The sequence below is a fragment of the Paenibacillus sp. 01T442 genome (assembly GCF_056398345.1).
Window position 1 is genome coordinate 57,640 of the sequence record NZ_JBFTPF010000030.1, and the last position, 18,672, is coordinate 76,311.

The following is an 18,672-nucleotide window of genomic DNA, read 5'->3' on the forward strand; positions in this document are numbered from 1 at the left end:
TAGGAGGACGTTTCCCATCTCGCCGGAGCAGGTTTGGTCGTTTCTAACCTCTCAGGAAGGGATGAAATTGTGGCTTGGAAACGTATCACCTTTCGCATTCAATGAGGGAGAGATCTTTACATCCGATGAGGGGATTTCGGGCCAACTCCGGATAATCAAGCCTTACAGGCAGCTTCGCTTAAAGTGGGGTAAGAAGGATTGGGAGAAGCCGTCAACGTTGCAAATCCGGCTGTTATCTAATCATCCTGATCGAACAACGATCAGCTTCCATCAAGAGAATTTGGATAATCCGATCACGAGGGAACAAATGAAGCAGTATTGGGAAGACGTTCTGAGCGCCATCAGGCAGAAAACAAGCACTGTAAATGATGAAGAGCAGATGGATAAGTAAGAAATAAATATGAATTGGTACATCGATTGAATTAGTTTTTGGTCATGTCGCAGGATTACGCACTCAAGTCATGTGGGGGCTCAAGCATAGCGTATGCTTGAGTCCTTTCATTTTTTACCTCATAAAGGTTATCTCATAGAACTTTCGATGGTGGATGGATTCTGATCCTATTTAGGTGTGGATCTATATAATTGTTGAACCTCTGCTACTTGCAGGGTCTATCGCTTGAAAATTGTGGGGTTTTTCTGGGAATTATAGCTGAATTAGGATATTATTATTATGTTCATAGAGTTAGGAGAGGGCGATAATCATGGATCTGAACATGATATTGAGTACAATTGGAACAATTGCTACTATAGAAACAAGGCTAAGAGAAGCTGTCTCTCAATATAAACAAAATGAGATGGTGAAAAGAATAGAAAATATTGATGTGGAAATAAAGTTAAATCGATTAAAAGGAAACAATGAGTATTTAAAAGAACATTTAGATGAGTATATAACAAAGCATGCTCGTTCTTTTAAAAGTGTTAATCTTAGCCAAGTGTTCTCGACAGATGAAAAAGAAAAGTATGTTAGAGCTTTTTTTGAAAATAATAACGACTTGATTATATATCGAGATACCATTACTAATATTTTGTATGATTATATTAATGAGATTGAAAAATATATAAGCAAATCGCTAACAGAAGGCGAAAAGTTCATTGTGAAAAAAGTGAATCAATTAAGTGAACAAGTTAGTAACGTAAATCTTGAAATATCAAATTATGCAAAATTCGTTGAAACTGTGAATAACAATATTGATAGTATAAAGGAAGAAATATCCAATTCAAATGTTTATAAAGCTCCAAAATACAGTGAATCGATTGTTGGTTTACTGAATATGATTTTCGTAATAATTGAGCAGAATACTGGCGAGAAACTATTAAAGAAGTACTTGCAAGCAGATGCTTTACAAGCTGAAAATTTTGAAGATGTTGTTTTCAAAATTCAAAAAGTATTAAGTCAAATTACTAAAGATAAAATTGAAAATGTTACAAAGCAAAAATTCGATAACGGATTGCATGCATTACATTTTTATATTCAATATATTGCTACGGATTTTGCTAATAGAATAAATTTGCTTTTTTCAGAAAGAATGCAATTAATTATTGATTGTATTTATTGTTATGAGGATAAGGATCCCAAATACTACTTAGCATTAGGAGCAATGGGACTACGAAATAATCATACTGATGAAAATATTTACTCTTATATAATGATTAGTTTGGCAGACTACTTGTCCTTGTTATTGGAGGTATTGGAAAATAAATGGAAAGATAGGGATTATAAAGTCTTAGAAGATGTTGCAGTCGAGGAAATGCAAAAAAGATTGTGGTATCAGATTCAGTCTTCTATCACAGAAAGTAATAGGGAATGGATTATAAAGATTGTTAATCATGATAATATTACAGATGTCGAGCTAGCACAGATGTTTAATGTGTTGGTGGGAGATTTGCGAAAAGGGTTGTATTCTGCAACAAAAACATTTTTAAAACATAAATATGTTGATGACTATACCACAAGTCTGATTATTTATGACGATTATAAAAAAGTTATAAAGAATAAATTAGGTATTGGGGTATAGAAGGATGAAAACCAAATTTGTTAATGTATGGGATAATAGAAGTTGGGGATATATCGGATTTATTGTCTTACAGGTAGAGGACACAGATAAGTTTTTAACGGAAAAGAATTTTAATCCAGGATATAAGTTTGTTATACAAGCATGGTACAGTCATGTTGGGGCTGCTGGGGGGCATACTTTTATACCGAGTCATAGGGAAGGAATACAAGAGAAATCAAGAAAAATCGATACAAATGAAGCAGATGTATTTGGATTATACCTCTCAAATATAAAGGATATATATGATATTCCGGATGATCTTTATACTAAAAACTTCTGGGGAATCATGAATACAAAAAGAGAAGATGATCAAGAGGATGAAGAATTAGAATGTCCATCTGATGAATACTACAAAGTTGCATTTAAGAGACAAAGTAAGAGTTTTAATCAAATGGCATCATTATTGGAAAAACAAAATGATTTTCGAAATGAAATTTTTAGTTATGAAGAGTTGAATGATTTACAAAATATTATAAGTGAGTCTCGTAACAAAATGATTCAAATGGGAGCCGACTTGAACCAAGAATCCTTGCAAGTATATTATGGTTTTGTACATAAAAAAACTTTAGAATTAAAAAATGTTTATTGGGCACTTGGAACAGATGGTAACGAAAGAGTTATTGATAAGTATTTATGGACTCTAAACGACGAAATGCCAAGAGAGATATGGGATGATGTGAAGCGAACTAACGAGGATAATGATGATATCTCGAGAGACGATGAGTTATATTATTCAGAAAATTAGGATTAAGAGTGTATTTGAAGTTAATATTCAACATTGAGTGGATTTGAGGAGTACGGTTGTGAGGATTGAAGTGGAATAGAAGATTTATCATACGCAGAAGCACCCAATTTTCGGGTGCTTTTCTTTATATGCACACGTGACGCACCTACCAAAACCAAACCATAATTGATACAATAGGTAAACGTGAAGAAAGGACTTCTCCTTCTTTTATCCCTTACACAAAATCTCTACAGAAACGATGATACCCATGAAAATTGAACTCAACAGCACAACCATAGACGTCAACGTCCAATACGCCATCCGTAAGAAGCTCTACATCCACATCGATGACACGGGCTTCATCACGGTCAAAGCTCCCAACGGCACCAGTCAGGAGCAAATCATTCACGCAGTGCAACAACACAGCAAGTCGATCCTAGACAAGCTAAACGCGATCACCAAAGCGAAGCAGCCCATCCCCAAAGTCAGAGAATACGAAGAAGAAGGCAAGTTCCTTCATCTCGGGAAATATTATTTCCTTCACGAGTTAATTGAAACGAATGGCCTCACGCAGGACGAGTTGAAAATCAACCTGAAGAAGTTCTATTTCGCGAGCTGCAAGAAGGTTGTAGCGGAACGAATCAAAGCCTATCAAACCCAGCTGAAAGTCAAACCCAAGACGATCGAGATCGATGAGTCGAGAACGAAGTGGGGGAGCTGCAGCTCGGACAAAAAGCTAACCTTTAATTATCGCCTAGCCATGGCGCCAGTGGAGGTCATTGACTATGTCATCGTTCACGAGTTATGCCATCTCCTGCATATGAATCATGATCGCTCCTTCTGGCGACGTGTAGGCAGCATAATGCCAGAGTATAAAGAGAAGGAAGCTTTCCTAGCTCGGTACGGACAGGCGATGACGCTATAACATAAGACAACAAAAAGGAGCAAGGTTCATCGAACCTTACTCCTTTTTCAGTGCGTACCCTCCACGATTCCTACAAATCATTCTCATGCAAATAAGCAATGGTCTCCGACCGTCCAGAGACATTCAGCTTCTTATAAATAGCACTCAAATAATTCTTCACAGTCCCCGTGGTCAGAAACATGTCAGAGGCGATAGCTTGATTCGACTTCCCTTGTTTCAAATTCCTCAGAATGTTCCGTTCCTGAACAGATAGACCAGACAGCTTGTTATCTTGTGGTTGGGTTTCAATCGGTTGTAGGTTTTCTTCCAATGCCTTTTCTTCCTGTGCCTCTGAGGAACGTAGTGCTTGGACAAGGCGCGGCTGAATACTTAGCGGGTATGTAATGCCACCATCTAAGCAGACCTGAATGGTTGAGAGTATTTTTTTCGTCTCGACGCCTTTCACTAAATAACCGCTGGCACCGTGACGTATCGCTTCCCATATGTAAGCTTCATCTTCAAATGAGGTCAAAATAAGTACCTTAATCTCTGGGAATTCGGCTTTGATTCGTTTGGTAGCCTCTAAGCCGTCAAGCTTGGGCATGTGGATATCCATCATAACGAGCTGAGGCCGATGCAGCTGTACTTGTTCTATGGTGGCTATTCCATCTCCCGTTGTAGCTACGACTTTATATCCTTCTTCCATGCCTAGAATAGCTGCTAATCCATCGCGGATGAGGGGTTGATCGTCTGCGATAAGAATGGTTGTTTGAGACAATTCGATCACTCCTTCCGATCATTTTCGACTGAAGGGTATGGCTATATCCAGCGTTACTCCGCCAGATCCACCATGATTACGTATTGAAAACGTTCCTCCAACATCTTCCACGCGTTCTTTCATCGCATTTAGTCCGTAGCCATACACAATTTCGAGTGGTGGATGACCATTATCGGATAAAACGAATCGAAGGACTTCCTCATGATACGTCAATGAGAAGTGGAAATAGGTACTTAGGCCATGGCGAATGCCATTCGTCAAACCTTCTTGTAGTGCACGGTAAATCGTGAGCTCGATAATGGGTGTCAGATCAGGCGTCGTGGTATCAATGGTGTAGGTAATGTCCACGTTAGTTTGCTTTTTCGTATCATCGATCAACCTGATAAGCTCGGGTATGAAAGAGTGATCTGGGAAGTTTTCGCGCAAAACATGCACAGAGCTCCGCACGTCATCGAGCCCTCTGAGAATACTTTCTCTCGTTCTATCGATCATCTCTTGGGCAAGGGGATATCGATGTTTCTCTAACGCATGTGCGGCAGTTTGTAACCCGGTTAACGCAGATGTCAGCGTGTGTCCAACCGAATCATGAATATCGCGGGAAATTCGCGTCCGTTCTTGTAATTTGGCCTTCTGCTCCAGCGCAATAGAGGCAATTCGCAGATGTTCATTGTCGATAGCTAATTGATTCTTTTGTTGAAACGCAATCCTAGCAAGCAAGCTCATCCCGTAGATCGCAAAGAAATCAATCACTCTAGGAATAATTAAATAGATTTGTTCAAAAGGTGGAAACTGACGATAGACCATGACTCCTAATAGAATGCAAACATAAGTTACGATCGTAAAGAGAATGGCATGCTTCCTGCCGTGATGAAAGGTAAATTCACCAATGAGAATTAAGAGGTAAATTTGTGAAAGATAACTTTCCGACCATACACAGATAACAAGTGCCAAAGCGAGCTGAGCGTATAAAAACTGGAAACCAATCCTACTATGCAGAGCAATCTTTAGGATGTAGTCCCGCATAAGGACGGCAGTCACATAGCTGCATGCTAGCAGCAGAAGTCCTACCGAAAATTTACTCGTATGAAACAATAGTGAGAGTGTTGCGCCCATCACGATGATATTCAAGGTGAGAGTCATGTTTTTATTTAAATGTACATCCATATCTTTACCCTCAAACAAAGCTTTATTTACTACTTATTTTACCATAAACATGACTTAAGTCATACATAGAACGGATAAAGTGTCGAGAAAGTTGCATTTCTAGTGAACTTCTTCATCTTGGATAGGCCTTTAGTAGCATCTATAATGTAGATAGAGGAATGATGGAATTTCAAGGAGGCATGTCCAGATGTTGATGATTTTATGGAACGTACTAGGTGGCATTCTTCTAATCTTAAGTTTATATTTTCCGCTGAAAGAATTATTGGAACGTAACCCTGAGTAGGAGGGAGTACGACTTGAAAGAAGACTTGCTTGATAAGAACAATGGGGACATGCATGCCTCATGTAGCACGGATTACGAGCGTATGAATGAGTTTCTAATTCAGGAAACAGGTAACTCGATGGATGTATTTTCGAATAGGTATCAAATTACGAAGCGAGAGTCGGAAATTTTCCTGATGGTCGCTATCTATGGTTTTTCCAATCACGAAATTGCCGAACGTTGTAGAATCAGCGAAAAAACGGTCAAGATTCATCTTGCTAATATAATGAACAAAGCAGGCATCAAATCGATGCGGAAATTACTTTCGCTGTTATTTAATCATGTGCTTTATTTTCAGGAAAGCAACAGATTGTCCGAGGAAAAGTAGAAGTGCCATTCTTGTTGAGATCCATAAGCAAGCCGTCCACAATCACACCACAGGTGATAGGACGGTTTTTTCATTTTAACGTAACTAATCACTAGCCCAATGCGTCTATTACTATGTTGCTAGGAATACTCATTCTAGTAATCGCAGATATAGAAGGAGAGGGAAGACGAGGTTTATGATGAAAAAGACAATCTTATTCGGCACGCTGTTTGTTCTACTGTTTGCAAATACCGCTTTTGCCTACGATGTTCAACTCCAGCCCTTCAAAGATGAGGAACAAGACTATGCCAAGGATCCGATTTACACCTTATCCGCATTAGGCATTATTAACGGCTATGAAGACCAAACTTATCGTCCTAATGATGACTTGTCTAGAGAGGCTTTCATTAAGTTGCTCGTTATGGCAGGTAAAATAGAGAATAAAACGGCACTTGGGAGTACTCCCGTAGATGTAGCGAAGGACCGTTGGTCCGCATCTTATATTGCTGCTGTGTATGAACGGAAATGGCTTGATAGTTTACTAGATCAGGAGGGCTTGCTTCATCCTTCGCAGACGATTACGAGAGAAGAAGTTGCGATGCTCGTAGGGAAATCGTTGCTGGAGTCTGAAAGTGAAACGGCTCGTCAACAATGGTTAACCACGGATTGGAAGAAAGAGCAGGTTGTTAGAGGTTTTAAGGATAATTCAACTATGAATGAGGCAATGAAACCTTATGTATATTACGCAGCGCATCGAGGTATTATGGAGGGAGATCAGGCAGGATTTAACCCGAAAGAGTCTTTGATTCGTAAGCAGGCAGCAGCTGTTATCTATCGGTTGATTGATAAGCGGATCGCCGAGCAAAAAATCGATTTCACAGGGTATTATGCTCTCACATCCTACCCTGCGATTAAGCAAATGAGTAAGCTTTCTCATGTGATTCTTGGTTGGTCTAACCTGGCATATAGCGGTGCTGGAATGGCTTCATTGAATATTAAGTCTTCGGAATATCGGGTTCCAATTGGTTATGAAGAGGTCATTGCAACTGCGGATGCTGCCCACATTACAAAGGAACTGATGGTTTTCTATGATGGTGCTAATTTAAAAGACTTCCTTCAAGATGAGTCTGCCAAAAAGTCCTTTATCGCATCATTGCTCAGTACGTTAAAAGATCCAGCCTACTCGTTCACGGGGGTAAGTATTGATTTTGAAGGATTGAAAGAAGCGGGAAGTGCACATGACTATACCCAATTTCTGCAGGAGTTGAAAAGTCAGTTAGGTTCGCTTACATTGTCGGTAGCCGTTCCGCCGATTTATTATTACAAGGGTTATGAATTAAAAGAAATTGGGAAACTAGCAAATACGGTGATCCTTATGGCTTATGACTTTACACATAATGAAAGTGTATTGCCGTCAGCACCACTGCCATTAGTGAACGATACGGTGCTAACTGCGCTGCAAGCGATACCGAAGGAGAAGCTTGTCCTTGGTATTTCCAAACAGGCTAACCAGTGGATCACCCAAGCTGGCATAACCGGACCTGCCCTTAAACCAGCCATTGCGGATGTTGAGAAAAGGCTGGTGATGCCAGGAGTGAATACCACGTGGGACATGCCGTATTTCTTGAAGAAAGCTACGTTTGCGGACGAGCGGGGCAGCCATGTATTGTATTACGAAGATTCTCAGAGCATAGCTAAGCAGATTTGGCTCGCCAAATTCTATGATCTGAATGCTGTTTCCTTATGGTATATGGGCAACTATACGCCATTGGATTGGGAGCGAATTGGAGAGCAAGCGGCGAAATAAAAGTGGGTATATTCCCTTTCAGAAAAGAGAGATAAACAAGATGATCCCAATAGTCAAGTCAAAAGTTGAAGCTAAACTTCAGTCCTTCATAGGGATTGACGCTTATATCCATAGCGAAGCGACTTCGTTTGTCTTCGTTCGTAATTTTAAGATCAAGGTTACCCATGCTTTTATAGCAGGGGAAGGACCATTTCGTACAGCACTTCGATTCGATGGGCATGGCTGGCTGCGCATGGAGGCGCTCACGCATTATGAAATTGATGAGAACGACTGTCTTTTACTGGCCGGATATGATGATCGAGGTCGGATGAACGTTGCGCTGCATATTGGAAAGGAGCCGTTTCCAGAATGAATACGACCAATAGAGGCACAGTGAACAAGCTACTTGCCGTATTTGCGCATCCTGATGACGAGTCATTTATTTGTGGAGGGACACTAGCCAAATACGCTAGTGAAGGAGTCGACATTACGCTGGTGAGTGCCACTCGCGGTGATATGGGACGCCGAATGGGTAATCCACCTTATCTCAATCGGGAAACGATGGCGGCTGCTCGTGAAATTGAATTGCGAGATGCTTGCAAATGCTTGGGCATCCAACAGCTCCTATTTTTCGATATCCGCGACAAGACGGTTGAGTTTATCGATGAGGAAAGCCTGACTTCAAGAGTTGAGGCTCTAATCCGTGATGTGAATCCCGATGTCGTGCTCACGTTTCACGAAACGTTAGGCGGACACCCCGATCATTGCGCTATTGGGAAGGCTACGACGGCTGCATGTCAACGAACAGGACATCTGGACTCGTTATATTTCATAACGTTTGGTAATGCGATGGAGCGTCCGGAACGGTTTGGGTATTCCCATAAGGATGTCATGGAAATTGATGTAGAAGCTCATTTGAAAGCTAAACTGGCAGCGTTCCGGGCTCACCGATGCCAGACGGAAATTGATGAGTGGGTATGGCTGCCAGACCATGAGGCGTTAGCGAAATTCGGCAGATATGAATATTTTTTGAAAGCGGACAGGGAGGCTTCGGCTAAGAAACTCGATGATTTGTTCTAGTATTTCTTCAGTTCCCTCATATCACAAGGATTTCTCGACTAGGGCAGCACTGGCTAAGTTATGAAGCACTGTACTATCCATTGGTGGATTGTGCAGGCCTGCGCGAACATCCCGATAGTACCTTTCCAAAGGCAGCTTGCGGGACAAACTAGCGGCACCGACGATTCTCATCGCGAGGTCCACGACTTTGATCGCATTGTTGCTAGCAACATACTTGGCCAAGCCTAGCTCTGGTTTTAATGCTGGTCGGTTGACCTTCTCTTGATCCCAACGATCCGCCGTTGCATAAAGGAGTGCACGTGCCGTTCGTAGCTCGATTTCCATCTCGCCAATGGTATGCTGGACAGAAGGGAGTGAAGAGATCGGTTCGTTCATATGGTTCGGACGATAGGTATGAGCGAATTCAAGGGCATAATCACGTGCCGCCATGGCAATGCCCAAGTAACAAGCCGGAATATGTAAAAGCCAGCCGCCGCCATCATCTACGCCTTTTCCAGAAAGCCTCATGGTTTTATCCACGAAAACCCCATCCAAAACCACATCATGACTGCCTGTCGCTCGCATCCCGAGTGTATCCCAAGTTTCCACGATCGTTACCTGGTCTGTTCGATGAACCAGGAAGTCCGCTGTTCCATCTTCATCCGGGATAAAAGCTGATACCACAAAACGATCTAGGATCGGTGAAAGGGTGCTAAATGTTTTTCGTCCCGTAATCAACCATCCGCCAGGTKTAGGAACCGCTGTTGTCTCGGGCTTGCCGCCTCTACTGGGACTACCGGAGGCAGCTTCACTAGCAAAAGTATTGATCATAGTCCCATCACTCACGACGGAGCAGCACAAATCAGTGAAAATAGCTTCTGGCCATTTTCGAGTTGTTCTAAGATGTAAGACCTGTCCTATGTGCCAGCCTACGGCTAAGGCGGTCGAACCATCCCCATAAGCCAGCCGCTCCTGCAGCATAACGAGCTGATAAAGTGAAATGCCATCCCCGCCGAATTCTTGTGGGACAGTTAGCTTTAAGTACCCAGCCTCTCGCAAATCCGCGAAATTTTCAAATGGAAAAGATCCCTCTTGGTCATGCAGCGCGGCTCTTTCAGCAAAACGGGAGGCCAGCTCTTCTACTTTTCTAGCCAAAGCGAGCTCTTCCTCATTCCGAATATATTGATCGATCATTTTGTTCATCCCATTCACACTCCTATCTTTATTTATTATATCAGCTAGAGGATTCTCCTGTCGTTTCGGAACTTCATTCAGATATCGTTATTTAGATATCTTTATAAAGAAACTATTAATTTCGTTGCTCTCCACAACTCACTAGGATAATATTGATAGAGTTCCATAATTATCAAAAAAAGGGGATCAACATCTATGCTTACCGGAAAGTGGCGGAATGTAAGGAATCAACGAATGTTTATCATGTTACTTGTCATTTTCACGATGCTTTCATCATCTATAGCAATGGGGATTGATGTTAAAAAAGCATATGCAACCGGAGCATCTCCTTCAATTACTATGCAAAATCCAATCAGGGAATGGATCATGGATGAAGCGAATGGTTACATATATGCTGTCTCTGAGAAAGCTAATAGTCTACTATTCATTCGTCTTAGTGATCTTCAGTTAGAGAAGGAAGTAACTCTCGGCCCTGCCCCTTCAGATTTAGTGCAATCTGGCAGCAAGCTTTATGTTGCTCTGTCTGGAACAACCACTATTGCCATTGTAGATATTGCGCAAAAGGCAGTAGTGGATTCAATTACAACTTCCATAAAGCCGTATGAACTGGCTATCGATGGCAACAAGTTGTTCTATGCCGAATATGACCAGTGGAGCCATGTGGCAACTTACGATCTATCAGCACAAACAGAGACGTTGCTAGATCCAGGATTTATGGGTAAATTTTATGAACCCGATCTCGCTGTTGATCGAGTGAACCATATTCTGTTTATTGGTGAATCAGGATCAAGCGGATCTAATCTTTTCTCATACAGCACCTCTACGCTACAGTCACTTATGAGGACTAATTATCATAATAATTACGGCTTTAGTTATGCCGGCAGAAAAGTACTTGTTGATGGGGATCAGGTTTTTTATGCAGGCTATCGCTTAAAAAATACGGATCTAACATCCATTCAAGGTACTTATCGATATGGAGTTATGTATGTTGCGGGCAACAAAGTTTTTGCCACTGAAATGGCAAATTCCGGGAATGCAGCACCATCCCACAGCTATATGTATGATCGAAACGGATTTACTCAAATTGCCGAACTTCCTGTAGCATCCAGAAAGATTTTAGTGGATAGCCAGAATCATATTTATTCGTATACAGGATCTGATCCTTGGAACCCTAGTATTCCGAATGTTATACAAGTGATTAGTGTAAATCCAGTGACATCCAGTCCTCCAATATCTGATGGTCAAAAGCTGGTATTTAATACATCGGTGACCGATGTCGTATACAGCAATGACGGTACAAACCTGTTTGCCATTTCTTCGGAAAACAATCAGTTAATGAGAATTAGAACGAGTGACATGACTGTTCAAGAAACCCAGATCTTAGGTTCGAATCCTAACTCGATATTTATTGATCATGACAAGCTCTATATCAGCTTCGCTTCGACTACGCAAATAATGAGTGTGGATACACTTTCTGGGACAACTGTTAACGGGCCCGTAAATTCATGGGAGGTCGGCAGTTTTGTCAGTCAGGTTGTATATGGTAATCAAAAGCTTTACTACACAGCATCTGACATGAGTGTTTTCGGATATCCGGGGATTAAGGTCATTGATACGGCTGTTGGGACGAAATCTAATTACGCTACATCCCTTTCTACGCCAGGTCGTATGATTCTTAGTTTAGCGGACAATGCATTATACTTCGGAGAAATGGGATATTATTCCACCGGTAAGGCTGTTAAACTCGATCTAACTAATCTTTCACAGCAGGCAATTTCTCAAACTTACAACAACCCATCAGGTATGTTAACAATGAATGGAAATGACCTATATTACGGCAGTAATCTTCTGGATACAAATACACTTCTACCGATTCCAGCGTGGAAGAGCTATTTTGGGGCTGCCATTATTGCAGCTAACGGAGTAAATGTTTTTGCAAAAGATTCGGTTTGGAATCGAGATTCCTACACCTTGCAGTATCACCTGCCATTCGTCGCAAAGAACGTGCTGACGCTGCCAAACGGTCAAATTGTTGTGGTTTCTGATGATGGAAAAACAGTGCAAAGATTCACTTCAATGCAGACTCTTCATGATCTTGCACCAGAGTTCAGTCCGCCGTCACTTCAAGTGACTAATGTTAATTTTAGCGATTACGATTCAACCGCAGGAAGAATAAGCGGTAATATGTATTGGTACAGCACATCGGGGTTATCCATTATAAACAGTTACACACTTTACTTTTTAGACCAGAATTTAAATAAAATCGGCACGAGCATTGCAGAACTTCCTTATTCTGCAAATAGCTCGAGCTATAGCTACACCATTCAGCAAATGAATATACCAACGGGAGCTAAATACTTAGGCGTTTATGCCAAGAATGCTCAAGGAGAAAGCTCTTCCGCCGCTACTGTTGTTCTGTCGGATTATACAGTCTCTACTCCAGTTACGCCACCTAGCAGTGGAGGCGGTGGAGCTGGAATCGGCGGTGGAGGTTACTACATATTTGAAGATCAAGATCCCATTCGGGGGAAAATCCATCCTATGGTATCCTGGATGACTCCAAGCGAAATTAATTATTCTGGTTACCAATTAAATTTTGTCGACGCTTCTGGAAGAAAGCTTAGTGGTGGAAATGTCTCAAAGCATGAATCGGGCGGTATAACTTATCATGTTGATATTGATGAAAATAGCGTGCCTGCAGGAGCCATTTATCTGGATTTACTACCGAAAGATTTGTTCGGGAATTCAGGTTCGGAAGTGTACCGCATGCAAATTTTTGATAGAACTACGAGCAGCCCAAGCATTGTAGGTACAAATCCAGCGATCCCAGCCCCCAACCTGCTAGCCCTCAATATCTTTGATACGGATATATCCCGTGGAAGTTTTGGCGGCTATATAACGTGGTATGACCTTACTTTAGATGAAGCTGCGACAAGCTATACTCTTTATTTCGTTGATGGAAACAATATGAAATTGCAATCCATCGCGGAAGTAACTCGGAAGAGTCTTATTCGCCCAGGCCAACAGCTTCCGACTTATGAAATTACTTTGCCTAAAGGTACTGTGATCCCAGCTGGGACTCAAAGAATCGGGATTTTTGGTAAAAACGATCAAGGTGAGAGTACAAGTGGATATTATTCCGGAGTATGGGACCGCATTGATGCAGATCCCAATAGTGATTATGTCGAGGATAGGGATACTCGCGCTAATCATATTAATGGCGTATTGCATTGGGTTCCTACCGTTGATGAGGCGAGTGTAAAAAAATATTTTGTCACATTTCTCAAATTTGTTGATTCAATGCAAGTTTCAATAGGTGGCCCTATTGCGCAAGTCAGCACAGGACAGAAGGAATATAATTTCTCCTTTCAAGATACGCAAATTCCAGCTGAGGCTACGGCACTACGGTTATCGGCAATCAATTCGAAAAACGATGAGTTAACGTTGGGGATTTATTATTTGGCAGATAACATTGCGGGTGAAGCTGTTTCTATCATGCCGACAGATAATCAAACTCCTATCCCATCCATATTTCAGTCGGATGATGATGGAGATGCAGGGGAGATTGGCGGCGAAGTATTCTTTTATACAAATAGCAGTTCCAGTAATACGTTACGTTACGAAGCTTACTTTGTTGATGATCAATTGCAAAAGCTCAAACCTATTATCAGTATGCCTAAAAATCAATATAGAGATTATATAATGAGTATTCCAATGAATACACAAATTCCATTAGGCGCAACCAAAATTGCCATTTATGCGGTTTCCTCAACGGGAATGAGTACGCCTGCTACGAAGGATATATTTGATCGTACTTATAGTGCGTCGTTGAGAACAGATCAAGTCCAAATTATCAATAATAAGTCTGGAACCCCCGATACGATTACTGTCTCTGGTGTAAGTGGTGGAGATATCGTTCGTGTGTACCGTGATTCCAACTCAGCTAATTCATTCTTACAACAAGTAGCTTTGGCTAACACAACTTCACTCAACTTTACCACTTCGCAGTTGGGAACTGGTGCTGGAAGTCTTTATTTCTCCGTGCAACATGGCAGTGGCATTCCAAGCTTGAAGCTTGAAAAGGCTTATAATGCCGAACCTGCTGGTGGCGGAGGAGGCGGAGGAGGTGGCGGTGGAGGTGGAGGAAAAAGCTCTCCAACGCTTGACGCTAACGGTAAGATGACTTACGATGTCCAGCCGGCTCATGTGGATATGCTAATTGATCTTGCTAATCTTGCAAAGCCACAGCTTGTCTTGGATGCAACGGCTAAGGAACAACTCGATATCACGACAGTAAGCTTTAGTGCTGACATTGTTCGTATGGCTACCGACAAAGGTAAGCCTATTGTTATCAAAACGAACGATGTTAACCTGACTTTTCCTGTAAATGCTTTGGTTGATAAAAAAGATAGTGACTCAGTAAGACTCAAGGTGTTGAGCGGTGACCTTCCGGCAGTGAGCAATTTTCATGCAGTTTCTCCTATGGTGGAGTTCACTTTAAGTGTAGAAGATAAGACTGTAACTGCTTTTAATAGCCCAGTACAAGCTATATTCCACTATGACTCGTCCAAAGTAAAAGATCCGAGTACACTCGGGGTCTATTGGCTGGATGAAGCCACGAATACTTGGACTAATATTGGTGGTACCGTGAATGGGGATGGCACAATCACTATATCTCTCCCGCATTTTTCCAAGTATGTAGTTATGGAGAGAATTGCTCCGACTCAAACTGAGGTTTTCGATGATATTCAAGGTCATTGGGCACAAAAAGATATCGAGCAACTGATCAGCAAGCAAATTGTTGATGGGATGGATGCGAACTCGTTTCAGCCGAACAATAACATGACGCGTGCGCAGTTTGTAACAATTCTCAAGAAAGCTGTGAATCTGCCGACGCAATCGGGAAGTAATCAGTTTACTGACGTAGCTGCTGATTCGTGGTATAAAGATGCTGTATACGCTGCTTATGCTGCGAAAATTGCTGACGGCACAAGCGATAGTACCTTCGCTCCAGAAGCTAGCGTTACGCGTGAACAGCTGGCGGTCATGATGGTCAACGTGTACTTGAACGCTACAGGTAAGAAACTGGGAGATATTCTTACATCTCAGACGGTAGACTATGAAGATGCAAGCGACATCAGCGATTGGGCTAAGCAATACGTAGCAGCTGCAACAACGCTAGGACTTCTAAACGGCATGGATGATACTCACTTTGCACCAGTTCAAAACAGCACACGGGCACAGGTGGCGACTGTTGTTGTACGCATGTTGAAACAAATCGGTGCAACGAAATAATCAATACAAAGAATAACCCTACGTTATCGTGATGTAGGGTTATTCCTTGTTTGAAACGAGTTGTAGTGCTCAACACGCAAGCGGCATTATTTTCAATCCTCGAAACGCTGCCATTATAATTCAGAAACTACGAAATGGCCCAAACCTTATCCAATGGATTAGGTTTTTATTATTATTAATAAGGTTAATGAAATCGTCCCCTCATGCAAAATGTTTATGTTAAACTGGTTAATGTAGCTAATTATCACTAACCCACGCACACTCCCTTTTAGAGTAGATCCTAGACTACAAGAATCGATTCCCCGACAGCCCTCACTCTACTACGGACCGACTCTACGAAAAGGCGCTGAAACTATCTATGTTGTATTTGTACCGTTCTGTCCTGGGCTATTTAACGAATAGCAAAAGAATATTTACGCTTTTCTTCTTAGCGCTATTATTCGAGCTATCCTTCGAGTACTTTACCTCCCTTAGTATTAAATACTTAATTGACGATGCGATTACGCCTCGGAATATGACGATCTTCTTTGGCTTATTATTAGCGCTTCTAATTGGTGGAGTTATGAATTTACTGATTGGCGTCGGCGGGGATTATGCCATGTCCAAATTAAATGAAACGATCCTCATTGGCTTACGCAAAGATCTCTACGAACAGACGCAAAAGCTTTCCGCCCATTTCTATTCGCGCTATCGGATCGGGGATATTGTCGCTCGTTTCACGATGGATATTCCGGCTGTGGAGCATGCGATGATGCAGACGTTTTCTACGCTGATTCTGGCGAGCCTTAGCATTGTGGTTGGTACAGTCCTATTGTTTGTCTTGGAGTGGAAGCTAGCGCTCGTAGCTTTTGTAGGCATTATTTTTATGTTTATCCCGCAAAAACTATTGAATAAACGAGCACAGCACTATAACGAGGAGTATGTGGGCATCGTAGAGTCATTTTCCAATAATATGGATGAGGAAATGAAGGCTTTTAAGCTGATCCGTGGCTTTCAATTGCAAGACTCGATGAAGAAGAGGTTCAATAAGCAGTTGCAAGTTTGGTTTAGACTAGGGGTCAAAAGGAGTTTCATTAACTCCAATCTGGAGCGTCTCCCCATTATGGTGTTGTCAGTCGTTAACGTGATTATCCTTGGCTTGGGGGGCTATTTTACCTTTCAAGGTACGATGACGATCGGTGATCTAATAGCGTTCTACTCGGTTTTCGATACTGTTGGTGTTTCGGTTATTCAATTCATGGAGGTCGTTCCGGACCTGATTGAAGGTGAAGTGGGCATCCGGCGCATTAATGAAGTGCTCGAGATCTGTCCCGATCTGGAGGATAATGAGGAAGCGATAGATAATCCGTCGATTACCAATGAGATTAAATTTGATAAGGTAACTTTCGGTTACACGGATGCGCATCCCGTCATTCAGGATCTGTCGCTCTCGATTCCCGTGGGCAGCTATGTTGCTTTGGTAGGTCCAAGTGGTTCTGGCAAAAGCACGCTGCTTCAATTGCTTATGCGTTTCTATGATCCGCAGCAAGGTTCGATCCAAATTGATGATCTGGATATACGTAAGATTCGTCTCTCTGCTTTGCTCACGCAAGCTGGCGTTATTTTTCAAGAGCCATATCTCTTCCATGCGACGATACGTGATAATCTGCTAGTGGGTCATCCTGATGCAACAGAAGAAGAGCTTATGAAAGCTACAGCTGCGGTTGAGGTTCACGAGGCCATTATGCAAATGTCGAGCGGCTACGATACCTGGATTGAAAATGATGGAGCCAACTTATCCGTCTCTCAGCGCCATCGGATTTCGATTGCCCGAGCATTACTGCGCTCGAACGAGCTGACGTTCTTGGACGAAGTCGCGGCATCCTTAGATCCAGAGTCAGAAATAGCGCTGAATGAAACCATTTCACGCATGAATCAAGGTCGCACAATCGTAGCCGTGTCGCATCGACTAAAAACCGTTTCACACGCAGATCTTATTTATTTTATCAAAGAAGGTAGAGTGCTAGAGTACGGGACTCATAATGAGTTGATGGAGTGTCAAGGTGCTTACTACAGTCTGTGGCAAAAGCAGCAAGGCTTCCAATTATCGCATGATGGTGAAGTCGTTATCGAAGTGGACCGGTTAAGACAGATGCCATTCTTTGCTTATATGAACGAGGATCTCTTGCATGAAATCAAAGATTTGCTGACAACGGAGAAAATGACTAGCGCTCAAGATGTCTTCCGGCAAGGAGAAGTGGGCAATAAACTGTATATCATCGCACGCGGTAAAGTTGAAGTGACGAAACGCAATGCCAAAGGGGAGAACATCAGGGTCGCTGTTCTTCAGGATGGGGACCACTTCGGTGAAATTGCGCTGCTGAAGGATGCACCTCGCAATGCCAACATTACGGCGCTAACGGAATGCACATTGTTGTCGTTGACCCGTAAGCAGCTGCTGCCTTTATTGGATCGCTATGAGGATATGAAGGCGAAGTTGAATCAGTCGTTGAGTGAGCGGAGCTAGTGGGCATTACGTATATATGGATTGTCATCGAGTAGAGTGTTTTACTTATGGAGGCAATCTTTTTGCTTATTGGAAAAATAAAACATTGCATTCTTTGTCGAAACCATGCTATATTATCACTCCGGCCGCAAGACAGGCAGGCGAGAGTAACTGAAATTAACTCGAAAAAAAGTAGTTGCACATTAAAAGTAAACATGGTATATTACATCTCGCTGCTYCGGTAACACGGTAGCGGGCGAAAGAAATTGATCTTTGAAAACTGAACAACGAGTGAGTAAGCACAGTCGAGTAATCGACTATAAAAGAGATTGCAAAATCTCGCTAGCTTCAAATGAGCAATTAAGCTTTCAGATATACGGACAAGCAATTGTCTTGCTGGGCCCACGGAAAGTATTCGGAATTCTCTTCGGAGGTTCGCTTCACTTTCTGGGGATTGGCTATTATGGAGAGTTTGATCCTGGCTCAGGACGAACGCTGGCGGCGTGCCTAATACATGCAAGTCGAGCGGGTTTATCCTTCGGGATAAGCTAGCGGCGGACGGGTGAGTAACACGTAGGTAACCTGCCTTTAAGACTGGGA

General features: G+C 42.2%; 13 protein-coding genes and 1 rRNA gene. 11 read left to right on the forward strand and 3 right to left on the reverse strand.

Annotated elements, in window-relative coordinates; translation table 11 throughout:
* The first annotated feature begins 16 nt into the window (after window positions 1–16).
* The 4 genes from AC1DLM_RS20870 to AC1DLM_RS20885 all read left to right on the forward strand — a co-directional run bounded on the left by AC1DLM_RS20870 (window position 17) and on the right by AC1DLM_RS20885 (window position 3,703).
* Entirely contained in the window at window positions 17–391 is a 375-nt protein-coding gene (locus AC1DLM_RS20870) for an SRPBCC family protein (protein WP_477571065.1), read from the forward strand.
* Window positions 392–701: 310 nt separating this feature from the next.
* Complete coding sequence (locus AC1DLM_RS20875; protein ID WP_477571056.1) at window positions 702–2,015, forward strand: hypothetical protein; 1,314 nt, start codon at window positions 702–704, stop codon at window positions 2,013–2,015.
* Window positions 2,016–2,019: 4 nt separating this feature from the next.
* Complete coding sequence (locus AC1DLM_RS20880; protein WP_441992024.1) at window positions 2,020–2,799, forward strand: hypothetical protein; 780 nt, start codon at window positions 2,020–2,022, stop codon at window positions 2,797–2,799.
* A gap of 247 nt (window positions 2,800–3,046) precedes the next feature.
* On the forward strand, window positions 3,047–3,703 hold the full coding sequence (locus AC1DLM_RS20885) for a M48 family metallopeptidase (protein WP_477571057.1): 657 nt from the start codon (window positions 3,047–3,049) through the stop codon (window positions 3,701–3,703).
* Window positions 3,704–3,773: 70 nt separating this feature from the next.
* Here AC1DLM_RS20885 and AC1DLM_RS20890 read toward each other — a convergent pair whose 3' ends face one another.
* Complete coding sequence (locus tag AC1DLM_RS20890) at window positions 3,774–4,460, reverse strand: response regulator (RefSeq protein ID WP_441992023.1); 687 nt, start codon at window positions 4,458–4,460, stop codon at window positions 3,774–3,776.
* Between the two features lie 18 nt (window positions 4,461–4,478).
* Entirely contained in the window at window positions 4,479–5,624 is a 1,146-nt protein-coding gene (locus AC1DLM_RS20895; RefSeq protein WP_477571058.1) for a sensor histidine kinase, read from the reverse strand.
* A gap of 296 nt (window positions 5,625–5,920) precedes the next feature.
* Here AC1DLM_RS20895 and AC1DLM_RS20900 point away from each other — a divergent pair, with 296 nt between their 5' ends.
* From AC1DLM_RS20900 to AC1DLM_RS20915, 4 genes are all read left to right on the forward strand, one after another.
* Window positions 5,921–6,274, forward strand: a complete 354-nt coding sequence (locus AC1DLM_RS20900; protein ID WP_441992021.1) for a helix-turn-helix transcriptional regulator — start codon at window positions 5,921–5,923, stop codon at window positions 6,272–6,274.
* Between the two features lie 175 nt (window positions 6,275–6,449).
* Window positions 6,450–8,060, forward strand: coding sequence for a glycosyl hydrolase family 18 protein (locus tag AC1DLM_RS20905; RefSeq protein ID WP_477571059.1), 1,611 nt, complete (start codon window positions 6,450–6,452; stop codon window positions 8,058–8,060).
* 40 nt (window positions 8,061–8,100) lie between these two features.
* Window positions 8,101–8,412 (forward strand): DUF1806 family protein, encoded by a 312-nt coding sequence (locus AC1DLM_RS20910; protein ID WP_441992019.1) that lies wholly within the window; start codon window positions 8,101–8,103, stop codon window positions 8,410–8,412.
* Complete coding sequence (locus AC1DLM_RS20915) at window positions 8,409–9,119, forward strand: PIG-L family deacetylase (RefSeq protein ID WP_477571060.1); 711 nt, start codon at window positions 8,409–8,411, stop codon at window positions 9,117–9,119. Before AC1DLM_RS20910 ends, AC1DLM_RS20915 begins: the two co-directional genes overlap by 4 nt.
* A gap of 21 nt (window positions 9,120–9,140) precedes the next feature.
* Here AC1DLM_RS20915 and AC1DLM_RS20920 read toward each other — a convergent pair whose 3' ends face one another.
* Window positions 9,141–10,301 (reverse strand): acyl-CoA dehydrogenase family protein, encoded by a 1,161-nt coding sequence (locus AC1DLM_RS20920; protein ID WP_477571061.1) that lies wholly within the window; start codon window positions 10,299–10,301, stop codon window positions 9,141–9,143.
* A gap of 234 nt (window positions 10,302–10,535) precedes the next feature.
* Here AC1DLM_RS20920 and AC1DLM_RS20925 point away from each other — a divergent pair, with 234 nt between their 5' ends.
* The 3 genes from AC1DLM_RS20925 to AC1DLM_RS20935 all read left to right on the forward strand — a co-directional run.
* On the forward strand, window positions 10,536–15,587 hold the full coding sequence (locus AC1DLM_RS20925; RefSeq protein WP_477571062.1) for an S-layer homology domain-containing protein: 5,052 nt from the start codon (window positions 10,536–10,538) through the stop codon (window positions 15,585–15,587).
* A gap of 358 nt (window positions 15,588–15,945) precedes the next feature.
* Window positions 15,946–18,093, forward strand: coding sequence for an ABC transporter transmembrane domain-containing protein (locus tag AC1DLM_RS20930; RefSeq protein WP_477571063.1), 2,148 nt, complete (start codon window positions 15,946–15,948; stop codon window positions 18,091–18,093).
* A gap of 439 nt (window positions 18,094–18,532) precedes the next feature.
* Window positions 18,533–18,672 (forward strand): 16S ribosomal RNA (locus AC1DLM_RS20935); the annotation flags it as partial.

Bases quoted from the DNA above. Each gene is read 5' to 3' on its own strand.
- AC1DLM_RS20905 (WP_477571059.1), top strand. From the start codon at position 6,450: ATGATGAAAAAGACAATCTTATTCGGCACGCTGTTTGTTCTACTGTTT.
- AC1DLM_RS20895 (WP_477571058.1), bottom strand. From the start codon at position 5,624: ATGGATGTACATTTAAATAAAAACATGACTCTCACCTTGAATATCATC.
- AC1DLM_RS20925 (WP_477571062.1), top strand. From the start codon at position 10,536: ATGTTACTTGTCATTTTCACGATGCTTTCATCATCTATAGCAATGGGG.
- AC1DLM_RS20885 (WP_477571057.1), top strand. From the start codon at position 3,047: ATGAAAATTGAACTCAACAGCACAACCATAGACGTCAACGTCCAATAC.
- AC1DLM_RS20930 (WP_477571063.1), top strand. From the start codon at position 15,946: ATGTTGTATTTGTACCGTTCTGTCCTGGGCTATTTAACGAATAGCAAA.
- AC1DLM_RS20915 (WP_477571060.1), top strand. From the start codon at position 8,409: ATGAATACGACCAATAGAGGCACAGTGAACAAGCTACTTGCCGTATTT.
- AC1DLM_RS20880 (WP_441992024.1), top strand. From the start codon at position 2,020: ATGAAAACCAAATTTGTTAATGTATGGGATAATAGAAGTTGGGGATAT.
- AC1DLM_RS20875 (WP_477571056.1), top strand. From the start codon at position 702: ATGGATCTGAACATGATATTGAGTACAATTGGAACAATTGCTACTATA.
- AC1DLM_RS20910 (WP_441992019.1), top strand. From the start codon at position 8,101: ATGATCCCAATAGTCAAGTCAAAAGTTGAAGCTAAACTTCAGTCCTTC.